This window comes from Bacillus luti, from assembly GCF_001884105.1.
Classification (GTDB): domain Bacteria; phylum Bacillota; class Bacilli; order Bacillales; family Bacillaceae_G; genus Bacillus_A; species Bacillus_A luti.
In genome coordinates, this window is the sequence record NZ_MACI01000069.1 from 152,443 (window position 1) to 169,942 (window position 17,500).

Annotated in this window: 20 protein-coding genes and 1 pseudogene; 16 read left to right on the forward strand and 5 right to left on the reverse strand. The window is 33.7% G+C overall.

The window, feature by feature from the left end; all coding sequences use genetic code 11:
• The first annotated feature begins 8 nt into the window (after positions 1–8).
• Together BAQ48_RS16895 and BAQ48_RS16900 are read left to right on the forward strand one after the other, a co-directional pair.
• The gene (locus tag BAQ48_RS16895; protein ID WP_071712006.1) at positions 9–392 is read left to right on the forward strand and encodes a DUF4181 domain-containing protein; all 384 of its coding nucleotides are present in this window, start codon (positions 9–11) and stop codon (positions 390–392) included.
• A gap of 120 nt (positions 393–512) precedes the next feature.
• Positions 513–878 carry a DUF4181 domain-containing protein gene (locus BAQ48_RS16900; RefSeq protein ID WP_071712007.1) on the forward strand — a complete coding sequence of 122 codons (366 nt, stop codon included), beginning with the start codon at positions 513–515 and terminating at the stop codon, positions 876–878.
• 88 nt (positions 879–966) lie between these two features.
• Here BAQ48_RS16900 and BAQ48_RS16905 read toward each other — a convergent pair whose 3' ends face one another.
• Positions 967–1,476: a GrpB family protein gene (locus BAQ48_RS16905; RefSeq protein ID WP_071712008.1), complete on the reverse strand. Its 510-nt coding sequence runs from the start codon at positions 1,474–1,476 to the stop codon at positions 967–969.
• A 41-nt stretch (positions 1,477–1,517) separates the two neighbouring features.
• Positions 1,518–2,363, reverse strand: coding sequence for an oxidoreductase (locus BAQ48_RS16910; RefSeq protein WP_071712009.1), 846 nt, complete (start codon positions 2,361–2,363; stop codon positions 1,518–1,520).
• Between the two features lie 247 nt (positions 2,364–2,610).
• Between BAQ48_RS16910 and BAQ48_RS16915 the strand changes: the two genes are divergently transcribed.
• From BAQ48_RS16915 to lpdA, 5 genes are all read left to right on the forward strand, one after another.
• Positions 2,611–3,090 carry a DinB family protein gene (locus BAQ48_RS16915; protein ID WP_071712010.1) on the forward strand — a complete coding sequence of 160 codons (480 nt, stop codon included), beginning with the start codon at positions 2,611–2,613 and terminating at the stop codon, positions 3,088–3,090.
• 169 nt (positions 3,091–3,259) lie between these two features.
• Positions 3,260–4,258 (forward strand): acetoin:2,6-dichlorophenolindophenol oxidoreductase subunit alpha, encoded by a 999-nt coding sequence (acoA, locus tag BAQ48_RS16920; RefSeq protein ID WP_071712011.1) that lies wholly within the window; start codon positions 3,260–3,262, stop codon positions 4,256–4,258.
• A 17-nt stretch (positions 4,259–4,275) separates the two neighbouring features.
• Complete coding sequence (acoB, locus tag BAQ48_RS16925) at positions 4,276–5,310, forward strand: acetoin:2,6-dichlorophenolindophenol oxidoreductase subunit beta (protein ID WP_071712012.1); 1,035 nt, start codon at positions 4,276–4,278, stop codon at positions 5,308–5,310.
• Between the two features lie 26 nt (positions 5,311–5,336).
• The gene (locus tag BAQ48_RS16930) at positions 5,337–6,542 is read left to right on the forward strand and encodes a dihydrolipoamide acetyltransferase family protein (protein WP_071712013.1); all 1,206 of its coding nucleotides are present in this window, start codon (positions 5,337–5,339) and stop codon (positions 6,540–6,542) included.
• A 15-nt stretch (positions 6,543–6,557) separates the two neighbouring features.
• Complete coding sequence (gene lpdA / locus BAQ48_RS16935; protein ID WP_071712014.1) at positions 6,558–7,937, forward strand: dihydrolipoyl dehydrogenase; 1,380 nt, start codon at positions 6,558–6,560, stop codon at positions 7,935–7,937.
• Between the two features lie 82 nt (positions 7,938–8,019).
• Here the strand turns inward: lpdA and BAQ48_RS16940 are convergent, their stop codons facing one another.
• Complete coding sequence (locus BAQ48_RS16940; RefSeq protein WP_071712015.1) at positions 8,020–8,616, reverse strand: hypothetical protein; 597 nt, start codon at positions 8,614–8,616, stop codon at positions 8,020–8,022.
• Between the two features lie 221 nt (positions 8,617–8,837).
• On the opposite strand from BAQ48_RS16940, the gene BAQ48_RS16945 reads away from it, so the two are divergent.
• The gene (locus BAQ48_RS16945) at positions 8,838–9,494 is read left to right on the forward strand and encodes a DUF4085 family protein (protein WP_071712016.1); all 657 of its coding nucleotides are present in this window, start codon (positions 8,838–8,840) and stop codon (positions 9,492–9,494) included.
• A 46-nt stretch (positions 9,495–9,540) separates the two neighbouring features.
• On the opposite strand, the gene BAQ48_RS16950 is transcribed toward BAQ48_RS16945, so the two are convergent.
• Complete coding sequence (locus tag BAQ48_RS16950; protein WP_071712017.1) at positions 9,541–10,032, reverse strand: hypothetical protein; 492 nt, start codon at positions 10,030–10,032, stop codon at positions 9,541–9,543.
• 251 nt (positions 10,033–10,283) lie between these two features.
• On the opposite strand from BAQ48_RS16950, the gene BAQ48_RS16960 reads away from it, so the two are divergent.
• The 7 genes and pseudogenes from BAQ48_RS16960 to BAQ48_RS27145 all read left to right on the forward strand — a co-directional run.
• Positions 10,284–11,054, forward strand: a complete 771-nt coding sequence (locus BAQ48_RS16960) for a DeoR/GlpR family DNA-binding transcription regulator (protein ID WP_071712018.1) — start codon at positions 10,284–10,286, stop codon at positions 11,052–11,054.
• A 12-nt stretch (positions 11,055–11,066) separates the two neighbouring features.
• The gene (locus BAQ48_RS16965; protein ID WP_071712019.1) at positions 11,067–11,621 is read left to right on the forward strand and encodes a GNAT family N-acetyltransferase; all 555 of its coding nucleotides are present in this window, start codon (positions 11,067–11,069) and stop codon (positions 11,619–11,621) included.
• 15 nt (positions 11,622–11,636) lie between these two features.
• Positions 11,637–11,975: an NIPSNAP family protein gene (locus tag BAQ48_RS16970; RefSeq protein WP_071712020.1), complete on the forward strand. Its 339-nt coding sequence runs from the start codon at positions 11,637–11,639 to the stop codon at positions 11,973–11,975.
• A gap of 313 nt (positions 11,976–12,288) precedes the next feature.
• Positions 12,289–14,139 carry a sigma-54-dependent Fis family transcriptional regulator gene (locus BAQ48_RS16975; RefSeq protein WP_071712021.1) on the forward strand — a complete coding sequence of 617 codons (1,851 nt, stop codon included), beginning with the start codon at positions 12,289–12,291 and terminating at the stop codon, positions 14,137–14,139.
• Between the two features lie 112 nt (positions 14,140–14,251).
• On the forward strand, positions 14,252–14,506 hold the full coding sequence (locus BAQ48_RS16980; RefSeq protein WP_071712022.1) for a DUF3977 family protein: 255 nt from the start codon (positions 14,252–14,254) through the stop codon (positions 14,504–14,506).
• 262 nt (positions 14,507–14,768) lie between these two features.
• Positions 14,769–15,236, forward strand: coding sequence for an SRPBCC family protein (locus BAQ48_RS16985; protein WP_071712023.1), 468 nt, complete (start codon positions 14,769–14,771; stop codon positions 15,234–15,236).
• A gap of 62 nt (positions 15,237–15,298) precedes the next feature.
• Positions 15,299–15,406, forward strand: a pseudogene (locus BAQ48_RS27145) (NUDIX hydrolase); the annotation flags it as partial.
• A gap of 35 nt (positions 15,407–15,441) precedes the next feature.
• Here BAQ48_RS27145 and BAQ48_RS16990 read toward each other — a convergent pair.
• Positions 15,442–16,053: a TetR/AcrR family transcriptional regulator gene (locus tag BAQ48_RS16990; RefSeq protein WP_071712024.1), complete on the reverse strand. Its 612-nt coding sequence runs from the start codon at positions 16,051–16,053 to the stop codon at positions 15,442–15,444.
• Between the two features lie 159 nt (positions 16,054–16,212).
• Here BAQ48_RS16990 and kynU point away from each other — a divergent pair, with 159 nt between their 5' ends.
• Positions 16,213–17,499 carry a kynureninase gene (gene kynU, locus BAQ48_RS16995; RefSeq protein WP_071712025.1) on the forward strand — a complete coding sequence of 429 codons (1,287 nt, stop codon included), beginning with the start codon at positions 16,213–16,215 and terminating at the stop codon, positions 17,497–17,499.
• The last annotated feature ends 1 nt before the right edge of the window (position 17,500 follow it).

Genomic DNA, 17,500 nt, shown 5'->3' on the forward strand with positions numbered 1-17,500 from the left:
GAATGGAAATGAGAACCTATACGTTTTGGATTATAATCTTTGTTTTTTGTATAGTTGGCTACTTTTTAGAACAATTTTTAAGAAGAAAGTTGAATATGCCAAAGAAAGGCTTATGGGGATATAATAAACATGTAAATAGCTTACATAAAAAATTAGAAATAGGACTAATTTTTGTTTATTTAATAACTAGCTTTATTTATATATATAAATTAGAAACCACTAATATTGCTTATGTTATTTTTAGTTATTTAGGGGTTTCCTGGATTTTAAGAGCATACATGGAGTGGAAGTATGATAGAGAATCGAAAGAGTATATTATTTCGTTATTCGGATTATCTTCATTTATCCTTATGATTTCGATGATGTTTTACTTCGTTTCTCCTGCTACATGACAAAATAATTATTGAGGGTACATTAATAAATTGATGGAATATTAAATTGTTTAGTAAAAAGTAATCATAATATAATCGAATTTATTTCAAAAAATAAATTAGGTAATAGGAGGGAGCACAATGGGGACCTCTACTATTATTATTATTGTACTAGGTATAGGTGGTTACTTTTTAGAACAGTTTTTAAGAAAAAAATTGAATATGAAGAAGCGAGGGTTCTTCGGGTATAAGCATGTGAATAGTTTGCATGTGAAATTGGAAATAGTATTATTTTTTATTTATTTCATAACTTGTTTTACTTATGTAAATAACGAAAATGTAGGATATGTTATGTTCATTTTTTTCGGAACTTTATGGACGTTACGGGCATGGATGGAGTGGAAATATGATAGGGAGTCGAGAGAATACATTCTTTCGATAATCGGATTAGTTGCATTTATTATTATGATTTCATTACTACTTTACTTCCAGCCGCTTTTAACGTAAAGAAGAAAACAAGGGGATTGAGTGAAAAGCAACCATGTATTTGTTAGGTGATAAATGGTTGCTTTTTGTTTTGAGAATAGGAATATTTTTAAATGTTTGTTTTATCTAATATACATTTAATAAAACTAGTTTTGTCCTCCGCATACTTATGTTTATTGTTATGGTTTGCTTGTGAAAGTCGCATCTTTAACTGTTCATACTGCATACGAGCAGTTTTATTATTTATTAAGTAATCTCTGAATTGTAATTGCTCTATTAAATATTGGTTCCCTCGTTCATACATATGAATTTGATGAGTTCTTGGCTCACCTTTATTAAAATAATATCGTTCAGGCAATACATCTTTTCTATATTTATAGTTTAGTAGTTCTAACTTTTTAATACAATGTATACCGTCCCTATAATTTTCTAATTCGATTGCTATATCAATAATTGGCTTTGCACTTAAATGTGGAATAGAAGTACTACCAATATGGTGTATCGCTAAAATATGTTCGCCAATTTGTTCTTCAATGAATTGTTTCTCTTTTATAAACTCAATTGCCCATTCTTTAGTCCATGGAACTAAAAATACTTTCCCGTACGGTAAACCTAGCATTTGTTTAGCACCTCTTTCAAAATGGTTTTTAATACAGGTAATTACATTTTCTTAAAGCTTCTCGAAACAAGGTATTCCCACAATCTCCAAGGAAGAATCTTCTTCGCAAAGATCATAAATTTTACACCTTTACCGATTGGATAACGTAAATTCGTACGCTTAGATTCAGCAATTTCTGCGATTTTTTTAGCAACATCTAGCGGATTACCAAATGTATCACTACCACTATTAATATGTTTTTGTATTTTATCCATATATTCTTTGTACGGAGAAGCAGTATCAGATTGGTTTACAGCTAGTTGTTTACCAATTTCCCAAATGTTCGTGTTATAAGAACCTGCTTCAAGTAAGGCAACATCTATTCCAAATGGTTTTACTTCTAAACGAAGGGATTCACTCCATCCTTCTAATGCATATTTTGAAGATACGTATGGAGATAAACCAGGGAATCCGACTTGGCCACTAATGCTACTTATGTTAATGATTTTTCCGCTTCTTTGTTCTCTCATATATGGTAAGACAAGTTGAGTGATTGATATAGCGCCAAAAAAATTCGTTTCAAATTGTTTACGGTATTCTTCCACTGGGATTTCTTCTACAAAGCCTCCAGTTGCATATCCTGCATTGTTAATGAGAAGGTCTACTCTATTGATTTCTTTTAAAAATAATTGAAAGTTATGTATAGAATTTTGATCTGTTACATCTAATTGTTGAACTTTTATATTTTGCTGTAACTTGAGTTTAGTAGCTTGAGATAGTAAGTCTACTTTTTTCTCAACATTTCGCATTGTAGCGATAACTATATAGTCTTTTTTCGCAAGTTCAAGTGTCGTTAATAGTCCGAATCCACTTGAAGCCCCTGTAATAACCGCGATTTTTTTATTCATTGGTCGCTCGCTTTCTTTTCTTTTATCATAACGAGTTGTAAGCAGAAAATCTATTAATCTTACATATTGTTTCCATATATATTCATTTTATTTTTAAATTGTAGGAACTGATGTATGGTTCAAGTAAGTACTTATCTATTCTTAATTTGCATATGTATGGAATGCTTTTAAAGAAGGGAATTGTGCAGAATCACCGTATATAGAGTAGAGAGTATAATATAAAAGTTGATGAAATGGAGGAAAAAAAATGGCCCATGTGAAAGATGTATTAGCAGATCAGTTATTAGCAAATGCCAATGATTCTAGTTGGTATATTCCATTTTCAGATGCAGTTAAGGATTTATCAGAGAGAGAAGCTTTTTGGAAACCGAATGAAGAGAGTAATAGTATAGCAGAAATTGTACAACATTTACTGTACTGGAATTCAACGTGGCAAACTAGGTACAAAGAATCAAATGTTAATGCCGTACCTGCTATTGGAGATAATAACAAAAGTTTTATGTTATCAAATAATCAAACATTTGAAGAATTAAGAGAAAAACTATTAGAGAAGCTGTTGCAATGGCAAAATCTCATAAATGAAGAAAAGGTTGAAAGTGATGTAACAGGATTTCCAGTTTCTGCAAAGTGGTGGGAAGTGCTAGCGAATGTCACGACTCATAATGCATATCATATCGGTCAAATTATTTACATTCGTAAATTACAAAAGAGTTTTGAGAATGAATAAAGTAATGATTCTCTTATTAAGGGAACAAAAGTGGACAAAATGAGACATTAGTCTCGTTTTGTCCACTTTTTTATTTTTAAAAGAAAGAGAAAAGCTATTAAATTAAGGATTAGAAATTGGCACGGTACTTGCAATATAAAAGATGAACAAGAAAATAGGAGGGCTGGACATGTTAAAAACAACTGAAAGTAAAGGGAATGAAATTACGAAAGAACAAGCACGTTGGATGTATGAAAAAATGTTAGAGATTCGTAAGTTTGAAGATAAGGTACATGAATTATTCGCGCAAGGTGTTCTACCAGGTTTCGTTCATTTATACGCAGGTGAGGAAGCGGTAGCAGTTGGTGTATGTGCCCACTTAACAGATAGCGACAGTATTACAAGTACGCATAGAGGACATGGACATTGTATCGCAAAAGGCTGTGATTTAAACGGTATGATGGCTGAACTTTTTGGGAAAGCGACAGGATTATGTAAAGGAAAAGGCGGCTCAATGCATATTGCCGATTTAGATAAAGGAATGCTTGGTGCGAATGGAATTGTAGGCGGTGGTTTCCCACTTGCTTGCGGTTCAGCATTAACAGCTAAATATAAAGGGACTAAAGATGTGAGTGTGTGTTTCTTCGGTGACGGAGCAAATAATGAAGGAACATTCCATGAAGGGGTTAATTTAGCGGCGATTTGGAAGTTACCAGTTATTTTTATTGCAGAAAATAACGGTTACGGTGAAGCAACGACATTTGAATATGCTTCAAGTTGTGATTCCATTGCAGATCGAGCGAAAGCTTACAATATTCCAGGTGTTCAAGTGGATGGGAAAGATTTACTTGCAGTATATAAAGCCGCGGAAGAAGCGATAGAACGTGCGCGTAATGGCGGTGGGCCAACAATTATTGAATGTATGACATATCGTAACTACGGTCATTTTGAAGGTGAAGCGCAAACATATAAAACTTCAGAAGAAAAAGAAGAGCATTTAAATGAAAAAGATGCGATTGTGCATTTCCGTAAGCATTTAATTCATGAAGGATTATTAACAGAAACTGAACTTGTAGATATGGAAAAGGCAGTAGATGAAGCAGTACAAAAATCAATTGAATTTAGTGAAAATAGTCCATATCCAGAGGATGCAGAATTATTAAAAGATGTATACGTTTCTTACAAATAAGAGGAGGGTGAAAAATAATGACTAGAACAGTAAGTATGTCAACTGCAATTAATGAAGCGATGAAAATATCAATGCGTCGTGATGAAAATGTAATTTTAATAGGGGAAGACGTTGCAGGCGGTGCGCAAGTTGATCATTTACAAGATGATGAAGCTTGGGGCGGTGTACTTGGCGTGACGAAAGGGCTAGTACAAGAATTTGGCCGAAATCGTATTTTAGATACACCAATTTCAGAAGCTGGTTACATGGGAGCGGCAATGGCTGCTGCTGCAACTGGTTTACGTCCGATAGCTGAATTAATGTTTAATGACTTTATCGGTAGTTGTCTTGATCAAGTATTAAACCAAGGCGCAAAGTTCCGCTATATGTTCGGTGGTAAAGCGAAAGTGCCAGTTACAGTACGTACGATGCATGGTGCTGGTTTTAGCGCAGCAGCTCAGCATTCACAAAGTTTATACGCATTATTTACGAGCATTCCAGGTATAAAAGTTGTCGTTCCTTCTACTCCGTATGACGCAAAAGGCTTATTGTTAGCGGCAATTGAAGATGACGACCCAGTAATCTTCTTTGAAGATAAAACACTCTACAACATGAAAGGTGAAGTGCCAGAAGGGTATTATACAATTCCTTTAGGTAAAGCAGATATTAAACGTGAAGGTTCTGATGTAACAATTGTCGCAATTGGAAAACAGGTTCATACCGCTCTTGCAGCTGCTGAACAATTATCAAAAAAGGGGCTTGAAGTAGAAGTTATTGATCCGCGTTCTTTATCACCACTAGATGAAGATACAATTTTATCATCTGTTGAGAAAACAAATCGTCTTATCGTTATTGATGAAGCAAACCCAAGATGTAGCATAGCAACTGATATCGCAGCAATCGTAGCGGATAAAGGATTTGATTTATTAGATGCACCTATTAAACGAATAACAGCACCACATACACCAGTTCCGTTCTCACCACCGCTTGAAAAGTTGTATTTGCCAACGCCAGAGAAAGTAATTGAAACGGTATCAGAAATGATCGGAGACCAATCTTTATTGCATGTGTAATGAACGATGAGAAGGGAGAGAGAAATATGGCTGTAGAAGTTGTAATGCCGAAGTTAGGGATGGCGATGAAAGAAGGTATTATTACAAACTGGAATATTAAAACAGGCGATAATGTAGCAAAAGGAGAATTAATTGCTAGTATTAACTCAGAAAAAATCGAAACTGAAATAGAAGCACCCGCTGATGGAACTGTACTTGATATAGCTGTAAGTGAAGATGAAGGAGTTCCACCTGGCACTGTAATTTGCTACATCGGTAAACCGAATGAAAAAGTAGACGTTCATGAAAGTACACATGTTGTAGAAGAAAAAACATCTAATATAGAAGTACAAAATGTACAACATCCAGAACCCTACGCGAAAGAAGTGGCGAAGCAAAGAATTAAAATTTCACCTGTAGCGAAGAAAATTGCCAGAACTGAAAATCTTGATATCAAGGCATTAGTTGGTACAGGTCCTGGTGGAAGAATTACCAAGGCGGATGTATTAAAAGCGCTTGAAATAAGAGTGAACGTTCCAGAAGTACCTGAACAAGAAAAAGAAAACAGTAAAATAATTCCTGTTACCGGTATGCGGAAAGCAATCGCAAACCGTATGCATGCAAGCTTACAAAATAGTGCGCAATTAACATTAACGATGAAAGTAGATGTTACTGACTTAGTAGATTTACATAAAAATATGGCTGATACTGTACAAAAACGATATGACAATAAATTAACGATTACAGATTTTGTTTCTCGTGCTGTTGTATTAGCACTTGGGGAGCATAAAGAAATGAACAGCGCTTATATAGATGATGCAATTCATCAATTTGAACATGTTCATTTAGGCATGGCAGTCGCATTAGAAAAAGGGTTAGTCGTTCCAGCTATTCGCTTTGCTAATAATCTATCTTTAGTAGAGTTGTCTAAAGAAATTAAGAATGCGGCACAAAAGGCACGAACAGGCAGTTTAAATAGTGATGATATGCAAGGGACAACATTTACAATTAGTAATTTAGGTAGCTTCGGTATTGAATATTTCACGCCAGTATTAAATACACCCGAAACTGGTATTTTAGGTGTAGGTGCAATTGAACATGTTCCGGTATATAAAGGGAAAAAATTAAGAAGAGGAAGTATGTTACCTTTAAGTTTAACATTCGATCATCGTGTATTAGATGGTGCACCAGCAGCTGCATTTTTACGTACAATTAAAGATTATTTAGAAGAACCTGTAACAATTCTTTTATAAAGAGAAGGTGAGAGAATGAATAAATTAGTTGTTATTGGAGGCGGACCTGCTGGCTATGTAGCGGCAATTATCGCGGCTCAAAATGGAAAAGATGTCACTCTTATTGATGAAGCTGATCTTGGCGGGACTTGTTTAAATGTTGGTTGCATGCCTACGAAATCATTGTTAGAAAGTGCAGAAGTACATGATATTGTGAAAAAAGCGAATCAGTATGGAGTTACGCTTAACGAAGGAAGTATTTCAATTGATTGGAATCAAATACAGACGAGAAAATCACAAATTGTTATGCAGCTCGTTCAAGGAATTCAATATTTAATGAAGAAAAACAAAATTAAAGTAATAAAGGGGAAAGCGAAATTCGAAACGGATCACCGTGTACGAGTGACACAAGGTGATAAAGAAGCTGTAGTAGATGGAGAACAGTTCATTATAGCGGTAGGTTCAGAACCAACTGCATTACCTTTTGCTCCATTTGATGGGAAGTGGATTTTAAATAGTAGCCAAGCGATGTCTCTAGAAGAAATACCAAAATCATTATTAATCGTTGGTGGTGGTGTAATAGGTTGCGAGTTTGCAAGTATTTATAGTCGACTTGGAACAAAAGTTATGATTGTTGAAATGGCACCGCAATTACTACCTGGTGAAGACAAAGATATCGCACATATTTTAAGAGAGAAACTAGAAAAAGATGGTGTAGAAATATTTACAGGAGCAGCTTTAAAAGGATTAAATAATTATAAAAAACAAGCTTCATTTGAATATGAAGGAAGTATCCAAGAAGTTAATCCAGAATTTGTTCTCGTTTCTGTCGGCCGAAAACCACGTGTACAACAATTAGATTTAGAAAAAGCAGGAATTCAATTTTCAAATAAAGGAATTTCTGTGAATGAACATATGCAAACAAATGTATCACATATTTACGCAGCAGGTGATGTGATTGGTGGAATACAGCTTGCTCACGTTGCCTTCCATGAAGGAACGACAGCAGCATTACACGCGAGCGGAGAAGATGTGAAAGTAAACTATCATGCTGTACCTCGCTGTATTTATACGGCTCCAGAAATTGCTAGCGTCGGTTTAACAGAAAAAGGAGCAAGAGAACAATATGGTGATATACTTATTGGAGAATTTCCTTTTACAGCGAACGGAAAAGCACTTATTATTGGAGAACAAACGGGTAAAGTAAAAGTCATTGTGGAACCTAAATATCAAGAAATTGTAGGGATTTCTATTATCGGTCCTCGTGCAACCGAACTAATCGGACAAGGCACTGTAATGATTCATACAGAAGTTACCGCTGATATAATGAGAGATTTTATTGCAGCGCATCCCACTTTAACTGAAGCGATTCATGAAGCGTTATTGCAAGCTGTAGGACATGCTGTACATGCTTAAATGAAAATATAATAAACCACTATTCTCTAAATGAATGAGAGAATAGTGGTTTGAATTTTTATAGAAGAAATTAAATACCCTATTACTTTTTAACGTCAATAGCTGAAGTTTTATCGTTCCATTCATCAGATAAATTAGCAGTTTTACCATACCAATCAGCGTGTTTAAATACAACACCTTTTCCATATCCTTGTGTAGAAGTATGCTCCCACAGTGTCGTTGAATAACTTGCAGAAGGTGACGCTGTGCTTATAGAAGAAATTCTGTCGTTCCAGCTAGATGGTAAGTTTTTAAAGCCACTGCTCCAGTAAATATATTGGCCACCTTTATTTATATGTTCATAAAAATCAGTACTACCAGCACCACTGCCTAAAGGATTAATTTTATTTTTAAGTACTTTTTTATCCTTTTCAATATAAGCATCCAATGTTTCTCGGCTAGTAAAGCCATAAGCTAACCAATCTCCATTTTCATTTTGCTCTGGTAATACCATAGTAATTTGGATGTCTTTTTTCTCCTGCTCACTTAATTTTGCAAAAGAAGTAACATTCTGTTCATCAACTTTTAAATAATCAAATGATTTAATTACATTACTTTTTTCTTCAGCGCTTGCTACTCCTAGTCCTCCAGTTAATGCAAAACCCGCTACTAATGTCCCTGCTACTAATTTCTTCAACATATAACCATCCCTTTTTGTTTAGATTTTTGTACAGGTGAATCTTTGTACTAGTAAAATGTATTCTAATTATTGATTGTTGTAAATATTCTGAAGTTTTAGAAATAAAAGGCAGAATATTTACAGTTTTACATTTTTTCTTTAGAAAAAATAGTTATTGGAATGATATAATAAATAGATATATCGCTTTTATTGGATGTTAAAATGTTTTAGGAGGAAAGCCTTTGAAGTATTTCAATAAAGATTGGTATAAAGAAATGCAAGTGTTTGGATTTTTAATTTTCCCAGAAACATTGGAGGAATGGGAAGATATTTTGCGAGAGAGTAAAAAAATAGGAATGGATTATAAGCAAAGTTTAAGAGAAGACCTGGAAGAAAAGAAAGAAGATTTATTAAAGTTTCTACCTAAGTCATTACATCCATACATTCATGACAATACAATTAATTCAGAATACCCATCGGAAAAATTAAAGAAACTTATGCTTGAGTGGACAATAGATTATGAGAAAAGAATCAATGATTTGGAACAAGCGTATATAGATAATTATAATACTATAAAAGATAAGCTCGCGCAGAATGTCGTTCAACTACATGAATACTCACTACATGACAGTGTAGTCAAATCAGTAGAGAAAAAATCAAAAGATACGCTAATTATTATTTTAGATTGCAGTGGTACTTTCAGTGAATTTGATAAACTGCAAGTAACTTTTACAGGAGTAACGAAATGTTCTATTCCGGAAAATTTTGAAGGTGCTTGGTGGTTATGTCATGAAATAGATCTTGCTGGAGATGGTTTTGAACTGGGGGTTTTATTTGATTGTCCATTTGAAGAAGTGATGATTTGTGCAAATAATGTATTGCTGGAGATAGGTAACTAGTATACTTTATAACTTTACAAATAAAAACAGTCTTATATGACTGTTTTTATTTAGATGCTAAATTATCAAGTTTCCAATATGTTTCTGTTAACGGCGCAGCTTTGCTATCTATATATAAATACATATTATTTAAATCTTTTGGTGAAGTTTTCATATTAAATTCAATGTCGGTAGTTAAAGAGAATTCAGATGGAACCTTTTTAGCATTTTCATTTTGTATAACTTCACCTTCGTATTTTTCACCCGTTTTGTCATCTTTTATGAAATATTTTATTTCTGAAAGATCTATCGTTTGTCCGTCAACACGAGCGTTATTTATAGTAACGCGAGCTGTGAGGCGCCACTCTTTGTCTATTTTTTCGAATTTAGCATTTTCAACAGTTGCTCTATAGTATTCGTTTTTAAATATTTCCCCATAGTGCATTGCATTCTTTTCAAGAGCGCTCTTTTCTTGTTTTGGTGCAGTATTCCCATTACATCCTGCCATTAGTCCTGTAAATAATAATGCTGTACAAGTTACTTTAATTATAGATTTCACAGTAATTCCTTTCTGTGTTAAAAAGTAAAACATAGGAATAATTTTACATCAACAAGGAGGTAAGTGGAAGTATTTTAATAGAATATACAAATATATATTTATTCGGTGTTGAATGTAATGGGATAGAAAGAAGGAGAAAACCTGTACAAAGCTGAAAGAATAAGAATTGAAAATATTGTAAAACAGAAAAAGTATGCATATAATGAAAATAAAGATTAATTTTCTGAATCTTCAATAACGGAGGTGTGAACATGTTTACCGAAGAGCGTAGAGGGAAAATTTTAGAGTTACTTAAGAAAGATGGAAGGGTAATTGCTAAAGATCTTGCGGAAATTTTCGATATGTCTATTGATTCTATAAGAAGAGATTTGTCTATTATGGAGAAGGATGGCTTGTTAAAAAGAACACATGGAGGTGCAATCGAACTTGCTAGAGTAAGGAATTTAGCTGCCGAACCATCAAAACGTTATCGTGATAGTTCACTAGATGAAGGAGCGATTGCGAAAGTTGCTGCATCATTCATACAAGAAGGAGATTCCGTTTTTATTGGCGGGGCATCTATTCATTATGCGATGTTAAAGTATTTACCTGAAACATCATTTACAGTTGTTACAAATTCTATAGAAATTGCTAGTACGTTACGGGAATATAAGAACATTGATACGTATTTAATTGGAGGAAAGGTGAAACCATCAGGAAATATGACAGATACACTTGCCTCAGAATTGATAAGTCAATTCTCAATTGATCTGTATTTTTCTACAAGTGGCGGCATTTCATTGAATGGTATAAGTACTGCAACGCCGGAAGTTGCTTATTTTAGTAAAACAGTAAGTAAGATTGCTAGAAGAAACATTTGTTTAGCTCCTCATACTAAATTCGGAATAGACTGCTTTATAAAAGGAGAGTCACTGATAGAAATTGACCTTATAATAACAGATGGAGACGCTAATAAAGAAACGATTCAAGAATTTGAGAAACAAGGTAAAGAAATTGTAATAGCATCAATAGACTGCATTTAAAAGGAGTTTGAAATGATTATAAAAAGACGAGAGTTTCATATAAATGGATTAGCTTATACGATTCGTTCTGCAGCTGAAACAGATGCTGAGCAATTATCGAAGATTAGAGTTCAGATCGATGGCGAAACTGAAAATATGGATAGAGAAGCTGGAGAGGGATTTATAGATAAGATAGGGTTTCAAAAAATAATAAAAACAGATAGTGAAGAGACAAAGAATTTGTTTTTAGTTGCAGAAGTGCACAATCGAATCGTTGGATTTTCAAGATGTGAAGGGTCAAATCTAAAGAGATTATCTCATAAAGTAGAATTTGGCGTTTGTATTTTAAAAGAGTTTTGGGGATATGGAATGGGTAAGAGTCTATTGCAACAATCTATTTATTGGGCTGATGAAAATGAGATTAAAAAGATATCATTACAAGTATTAGAGACAAACGAAAAAGCCATTCAGCTTTATCAAAAGTTAGGTTTTGAAGTAGAAGGCATTTTGAAAAATGATAAAAGACTGTCAGATGGGAAGTATTATAATACGGTAGTAATGGGGAGATGTATTTCAGTCTGTTCATAAAAGAGGTGATAATGTATGTTTTATAGAAGGAAGTACTATATAGTAAAGAATGAATTTACAGAAATATTTAACGAGCATTTTACTAACACGAACTTACCTAATCAGTTAAAGCATGGCGCTAGGCTAATAGGACGCTGGATGAAAGATAATAATGATGGTACAACTGAAATATTTGCCATATGGGAATATAATAATTATGAACAGTATAAAGAAATTGAATCAAAAATTAGAAGTGACGAGAAACATGTTAAAAGAATACATGATTGGTATGAAAAATATGGCGGGAAAGAATATGTTTTAAAGGAGTACATAGTAGAGGTGAAAAATGAAGAGTTAGTATGTACTATAAAGTGATAGAGGGGTGAGGGATAATGGGAATTAAAACAAAATTATATTTTAGTTTAGTATCCACTATTTTATTTGCAATAGCGGTGATAGTTTTCTTAATAAATGATACTCCGCAAAAGTGGGTTTGGTTATGTATTTTCTTTGCATCCATTATACAAAATATAGTGTTACTAAAAAAGAACAAAGAAGCGCATTAAGATATTCAAATTATTAACATATTTGTGTCGTCTTTCTAGTTTTATTGAAAACGCTTTTATTCAGTTTTATAATAAAAGTATGTTTTATAAATCTCCAAAACAATTAAAAGGGAGATGATACAATGTTAGCTTCACCGTTTTACTTACATACATGGAGAAAGTTTGTTGATGAAGGAGTCCTTGATTCAAACCGTATAAACGAAAGAATTTCAGAGTCATGGCATCGATGTAAACAAGCAAATGTGAATCCTCATATGAATAAAGGTCAGAAAATTTTGTCTACTAATATTTTTCAAGACCAAAAGAAAAAGAGTGAAATCTTCCTAGATATAGCAATACCTCAAATACAAAATATGAGAAAAACCATTGATGAACTGCAAATGATGGCATTATTAATTGATCCAGACGGTTACGTTTTATCGTTAAGTGGAAATCAGCAAACGCTGAAACGAGCGAAACATATTAATTTTATTGAAGGTGTAAAATGGACGGAAGCAGCTGTTGGCACAAATGCGATCGGAACAGCCTTAGAAATTGAAGAGGCTATTATGATAAGTGGTACAGAGCATTATTCTGTCGCATCTCATAGCTGGAGCTGTGCGGCCGCTCCCATTCATAATGATGATGGGAAATTAATAGGCGTTTTAGATTTTTCTTGTCCGATTGAGTTTTCGCATCCATATATGCTCGGGATGGTAACTTCGATTGCACATGCGATTGAACGTGAATGTAGTATTCGAGTGCATCAAAATGAACTTCATTTAATCCATCGTTTTTTAGATGTAATTGACAGTGATGAACAAGTTGTTATTTGTAATCATCGTGATATTATCGTTTCTGCGAGCAAGAGAATTCGTGAACGAGTATGTAATTGGTCACGAATGAAACTTGAAGATTTAATGCACAATGGATTGAAATCTAAGTTAGAAGTACCAGTATACAGTAATAACAGAATGATTGGGAAATGTATTTATTTAAAGGAAAATAAACAAGAAAATTCACTCTATACTTCCTCATTTATAAACGGAATTACTTTCCCTGGAGTTATTGGGACGAGCGGTGCATTTCAACATACTTTAGAAGAAATTAAGCTTGTATCACCAACTGACGCTAGTGTATATGTTTGTGGTGAAACAGGTGTAGGGAAAGAATATGTTGCAAGAGCGATTCATGAAAATAGTCCAAGAAAAAATGGCCCTTTTATAGCTGTTAACTGCGGTTCATTACCGAAAGAATTAATGGAAAGTGAATTATTCGGTTATGCTGAAGGTGCGTTTACAGGTGCGCGGCGCCAAGGATATAAAGGGAAATTCGAACAAGCAGACGGAGGAACAATATTTTTAGATGAAATTGGTGAAGTGCCGCCAGAGATGCAAGTAGCATTATTGCGTGTTTTACAAGAGCGAACAGTAACTCCAATTGGCAGTTCAAAAGAGGTACCAGTAAATATTCGTATTATTACTGCGACACATAAAGATTTACTGCGATTAGTAGAAGAAGGGAAATTCCGTCAAGATTTATATTATCGTTTACATGTTTATCCCTTATATGTTCCATCGTTAATAGAAAGAAAAGAGGATATTCCGTACTTCATAAAACATTTTTGCGAACGAAAGAATTGGAATGTTGTATTTCCAAAGAGTATTTGTAATCAATTTTCTCAGCATACATGGCCAGGGAATATTCGAGAATTATTAAATGTATTAGAACGCATTTACATTTTGTCGCAAGGACGGGAAATATGCGAAAAACAAATCTCTTTTTTATTACAAACAATGATGGGAAATCAACATCAACTTGAATTGCAAGCAGAAAATAAAGCAGAGAACACATTGAATTTCCGTGAAAAAATACAGCGTGATAGCATGATTGAAGCGTTAGAAAAGACGAATGGAAATGTTTCGTTAGCTGCAAAACTTTTAGATGTACCTCGAAGTACATTTTATAAACGAATGCAAAAATATAAGCTATAAAGTAGATTTTTGTAATCTACTTTTTCTTTGTGGGCTCATGTTCTGTCGGAATATGCGCTTACCGGGGAAATAATAGAATAGTTAGAAAATAATTTCCGGAAGGAGGACTTATGTGAAGTATATTGAAATTGGCATCGGAAATAAGTGGTTTGTTCGAACAGAAACCGAAAATAAAGATGGAACTGAATTTGAAGAACGAGGAATTATAAAACCTATTTATTTTGAGTCTTTATATGTACGAATGTGGTTTCGGAAAACGTGTTTAATTTTTGATACGAAAGAAGGGTTTAAGAAGGTTAAGAAGAGGAGGATTGAATATAAATTTATAATTGGAATTGTAAGTAGACTGAATGAGATTAAAGGATAATGAAATACATAGTAATATTGGCTAGGGAATTTTTTGACATGAAAGTTTTCCACGAACAGTATTACACTCGATACAATTTCGTCATGAAGACCTTTTAAAGAGTGTAAAAGATTCGAAATGAATTGTTTAAAAAATAGTATTCTTTTATTTTTCTTCTCTATAATAATGCCTTAATAAAATTTCAAATAACACTTGTATTTCACTATGTAAAATATGACATAATGAGTTAGACATATATAGGGTATTTGAGAGGAGAAGCTTAATGAGTTTTGCATTAGAAGTAGTAATTGACGCACCAATTGAAATGGTGTTTGACTATATAGATAAAGAGGAAAAAATAAAAGAATGGAATACGTTTATAGTTGAAAATCGTTATCCTACAAATATTGATTTAGAAAACCCTCGTGCGGGGGATACATATATTTCTGTTCAAAAAATTGGGAAGAAAATATTTGAAGTTGAAGCAGAAATATTAGAATATGCTGCACCTCATCTTGTTTCCGTTGGTAGTGAAATGAAGCAAGGTTATGGGGCCACAACTTATCTTTTAGAAGAATCTGATGAAGGTACAGTACTTACACTCATTTCAGAATTTGAACCGAGTAATTTTTACTATAAGATTGTTCATAAGTTAACAGAATGGGTATCACGTGAAATGTATGGAGAAGAACTTGAACGCTTAGTAGCATGTGTAGAAGCTGCGTACCATAAAGATGAAGCTTTAATTTAATGTGAAATGAGATGAAACCGTTACTCAATATGCTGAGTAGCGGTTTGTTTTTTGAAGATTTCAGTGGCGAGTTAAAATCGATAGAGGGTGAATCCTTAAAACTATAATATTTCTCATTATCTGAAAAGCCTCCTTTAGCACTACCATACCCAGATAATATATTTTTATAGATGTAAAATAGCACACCTTACTTATTAAAGGTGTGCTATGCATACAACCCTGTCGTATACATTTCAGTTAACGTATATACTATTTCTTCTAGTTCTACCTCTTTGTTATTTTGCACAATCGTCCAAAGAAACATCTCATTCATAGCAAACCAAGCACGCGCTACAATTTCTTTATTTAATTCAGGCTGTGCTAATCCACTTTCTTGAGAGTATGTAATATCCTGCGTAATACCGTTTATAAAACGTTCCCTAATCTCATCCCATTTTTGACGTATCTCTTTTGATAACCCGATCGCTTCTTCTACAACTTGTAAAATAGCCCGTTCTTTCTCTGCTAGTTGGAGGAATGCTCTAACTTGATTTTGAATCATATTACGTGCTTCTTCTTTTGTTTGAGGAGAAAAAGAGCGCTCAGCAATATCATAAAATTGATTCATGACATCTTCCATTAAAACGATGAGGAGATCATCTTTGTTTTTGAAGTATACATATGCCGTTCCATAACCAGTTTCTGCATGTTTAATAATTTGCGTAATGGTTGTTTTCTGAAATCCGTTATTAATAAAAATAGTGTAACTAGAGTGTAATAGTTTCTTTTTTGTTTCTAAGGAGCGGTGTTTTCTTGTTGAAAGTGTAGAGTTTTTCAAAGAATCACCTCTTTATACTGAAATGTCTGAAAATATAATTGTATTGTAAAAGAAGTTCACATATAATGTCAACTGACATAATATCATTGACGTTGTATCAATTAAGGTGATATATTTCAATTAGTTAGAATAAAAAGAAAATTAAAAGAAGGTGACACCATGTATAAAGAACCATTTCAACCAACTTATGAATTTGCGCTTGAATGTGATAAACATGATGAACTGAAAGATTTTCAAACTGAATTCTATAAAAAAGAAGGAACGATATATTTAGATGGAAACTCATTAGGTCTGCTTTCAAAAAGGGCAGAGAAGTCATTACTTACTTTACTAGATTCATGGAAAGAGTATGGCATTGATGGGTGGACAGAAGGAGAACATCCGTGGTTTTTCCTTTCGGAGAAATTAGGTGAACTAACGGCGCCACTTATTGGAGCTTTACCAGAAGAAACGATTGTAACCGGTTCCACGACAACGAACATTCATCAAGTAATCGCAACTTTCTATGAGCCGAAAGGAATACGTACAAAAATTCTTGCTGATGAATTAACATTCCCATCAGATATTTATGCGCTTCAGAGTCAAATTCGTTTAAAAGGATTAGATCCAGATGAACATTTAGTACGAGTGAAAAGCCGAGATGGTAGAACATTATCGGAAGAAGATATTATCCAGGCAATGGAAGACGATATCGCTTTAATTTTATTACCTTCTGTTTTATATAGAAGTGGTCAAATTCTTGATATGAAACGTTTAACAGCGGAAGCTCATAAACGAGGCATTCATATTGGATTTGATTTATGTCATTCAATTGGATCTATTCCACATCATTTCAAAGAGTGGGATGTTGATTTCGCTGTATGGTGTAATTATAAATATTTAAATGCAGGACCTGGTGGTGTTGGAGGCCTTTATATAAATAATAAACATTTTAATAGACTTCCAGGATTATCTGGATGGTTTAGCTCTAGAAAAGATAAGCAGTTTGATATGGAACATACATTAACAGCTGCTGATCATGCAGGTGCGTATCAAATTGGTACACCGCACGTATTAAGTACTGCACCTTTAATCGGTTCACTTGAAATATTTAAAGATGCTGGTATAGAACGTTTACGTGAAAAATCCTTACATATTACAAGATACATGCTTGATTTAATTGAGCATGAATTAAAAGATTTCGGATTTACAATTGGAAATCCATTAGAGGATGAAAAACGAGGTGGACATATTTATTTAGAGCATGCAGAAGCAGCACGCATATGTAAAGCGTTAAAAGCAAATGGGGTTATTCCTGATTTCAGAGCACCTAATGGAGTAAGACTCGCGCCAGTCGCTTTATATAACACATACGAAGAAGTATGGAAATCTGTACAAATATTAAAGAAAATAATGAAAAATGAAGAGTATAAGCAGTTTGAAAATAAGCGAGAGGTTGTGGCATAAG

What these genes read in the sequence shown, in the direction of transcription:
- BAQ48_RS16975 (WP_071712021.1), top strand. Translation starts at nt 12,289, where the DNA reads ATGTTAGCTTCACCGTTTTACTTACATACATGGAGAAAGTTTGTTGAT.
- BAQ48_RS16900 (WP_071712007.1), top strand. Translation starts at nt 513, where the DNA reads ATGGGGACCTCTACTATTATTATTATTGTACTAGGTATAGGTGGTTAC.
- kynU (WP_071712025.1), top strand. Translation starts at nt 16,213, where the DNA reads ATGTATAAAGAACCATTTCAACCAACTTATGAATTTGCGCTTGAATGT.
- BAQ48_RS16895 (WP_071712006.1), top strand. Translation starts at nt 9, where the DNA reads ATGAGAACCTATACGTTTTGGATTATAATCTTTGTTTTTTGTATAGTT.
- BAQ48_RS16905 (WP_071712008.1), bottom strand. Translation starts at nt 1,476, where the DNA reads ATGCTAGGTTTACCGTACGGGAAAGTATTTTTAGTTCCATGGACTAAA.
- acoB (WP_071712012.1), top strand. Translation starts at nt 4,276, where the DNA reads ATGACTAGAACAGTAAGTATGTCAACTGCAATTAATGAAGCGATGAAA.
- BAQ48_RS16910 (WP_071712009.1), bottom strand. Translation starts at nt 2,363, where the DNA reads ATGAATAAAAAAATCGCGGTTATTACAGGGGCTTCAAGTGGATTCGGA.
- BAQ48_RS16960 (WP_071712018.1), top strand. Translation starts at nt 10,284, where the DNA reads ATGTTTACCGAAGAGCGTAGAGGGAAAATTTTAGAGTTACTTAAGAAA.
- BAQ48_RS16985 (WP_071712023.1), top strand. Translation starts at nt 14,769, where the DNA reads ATGAGTTTTGCATTAGAAGTAGTAATTGACGCACCAATTGAAATGGTG.
- BAQ48_RS16915 (WP_071712010.1), top strand. Translation starts at nt 2,611, where the DNA reads ATGGCCCATGTGAAAGATGTATTAGCAGATCAGTTATTAGCAAATGCC.
- BAQ48_RS16965 (WP_071712019.1), top strand. Translation starts at nt 11,067, where the DNA reads ATGATTATAAAAAGACGAGAGTTTCATATAAATGGATTAGCTTATACG.
- acoA (WP_071712011.1), top strand. Translation starts at nt 3,260, where the DNA reads ATGTTAAAAACAACTGAAAGTAAAGGGAATGAAATTACGAAAGAACAA.
- BAQ48_RS16940 (WP_071712015.1), bottom strand. Translation starts at nt 8,616, where the DNA reads ATGTTGAAGAAATTAGTAGCAGGGACATTAGTAGCGGGTTTTGCATTA.
- BAQ48_RS16970 (WP_071712020.1), top strand. Translation starts at nt 11,637, where the DNA reads ATGTTTTATAGAAGGAAGTACTATATAGTAAAGAATGAATTTACAGAA.
- BAQ48_RS16930 (WP_071712013.1), top strand. Translation starts at nt 5,337, where the DNA reads ATGGCTGTAGAAGTTGTAATGCCGAAGTTAGGGATGGCGATGAAAGAA.
- lpdA (WP_071712014.1), top strand. Translation starts at nt 6,558, where the DNA reads ATGAATAAATTAGTTGTTATTGGAGGCGGACCTGCTGGCTATGTAGCG.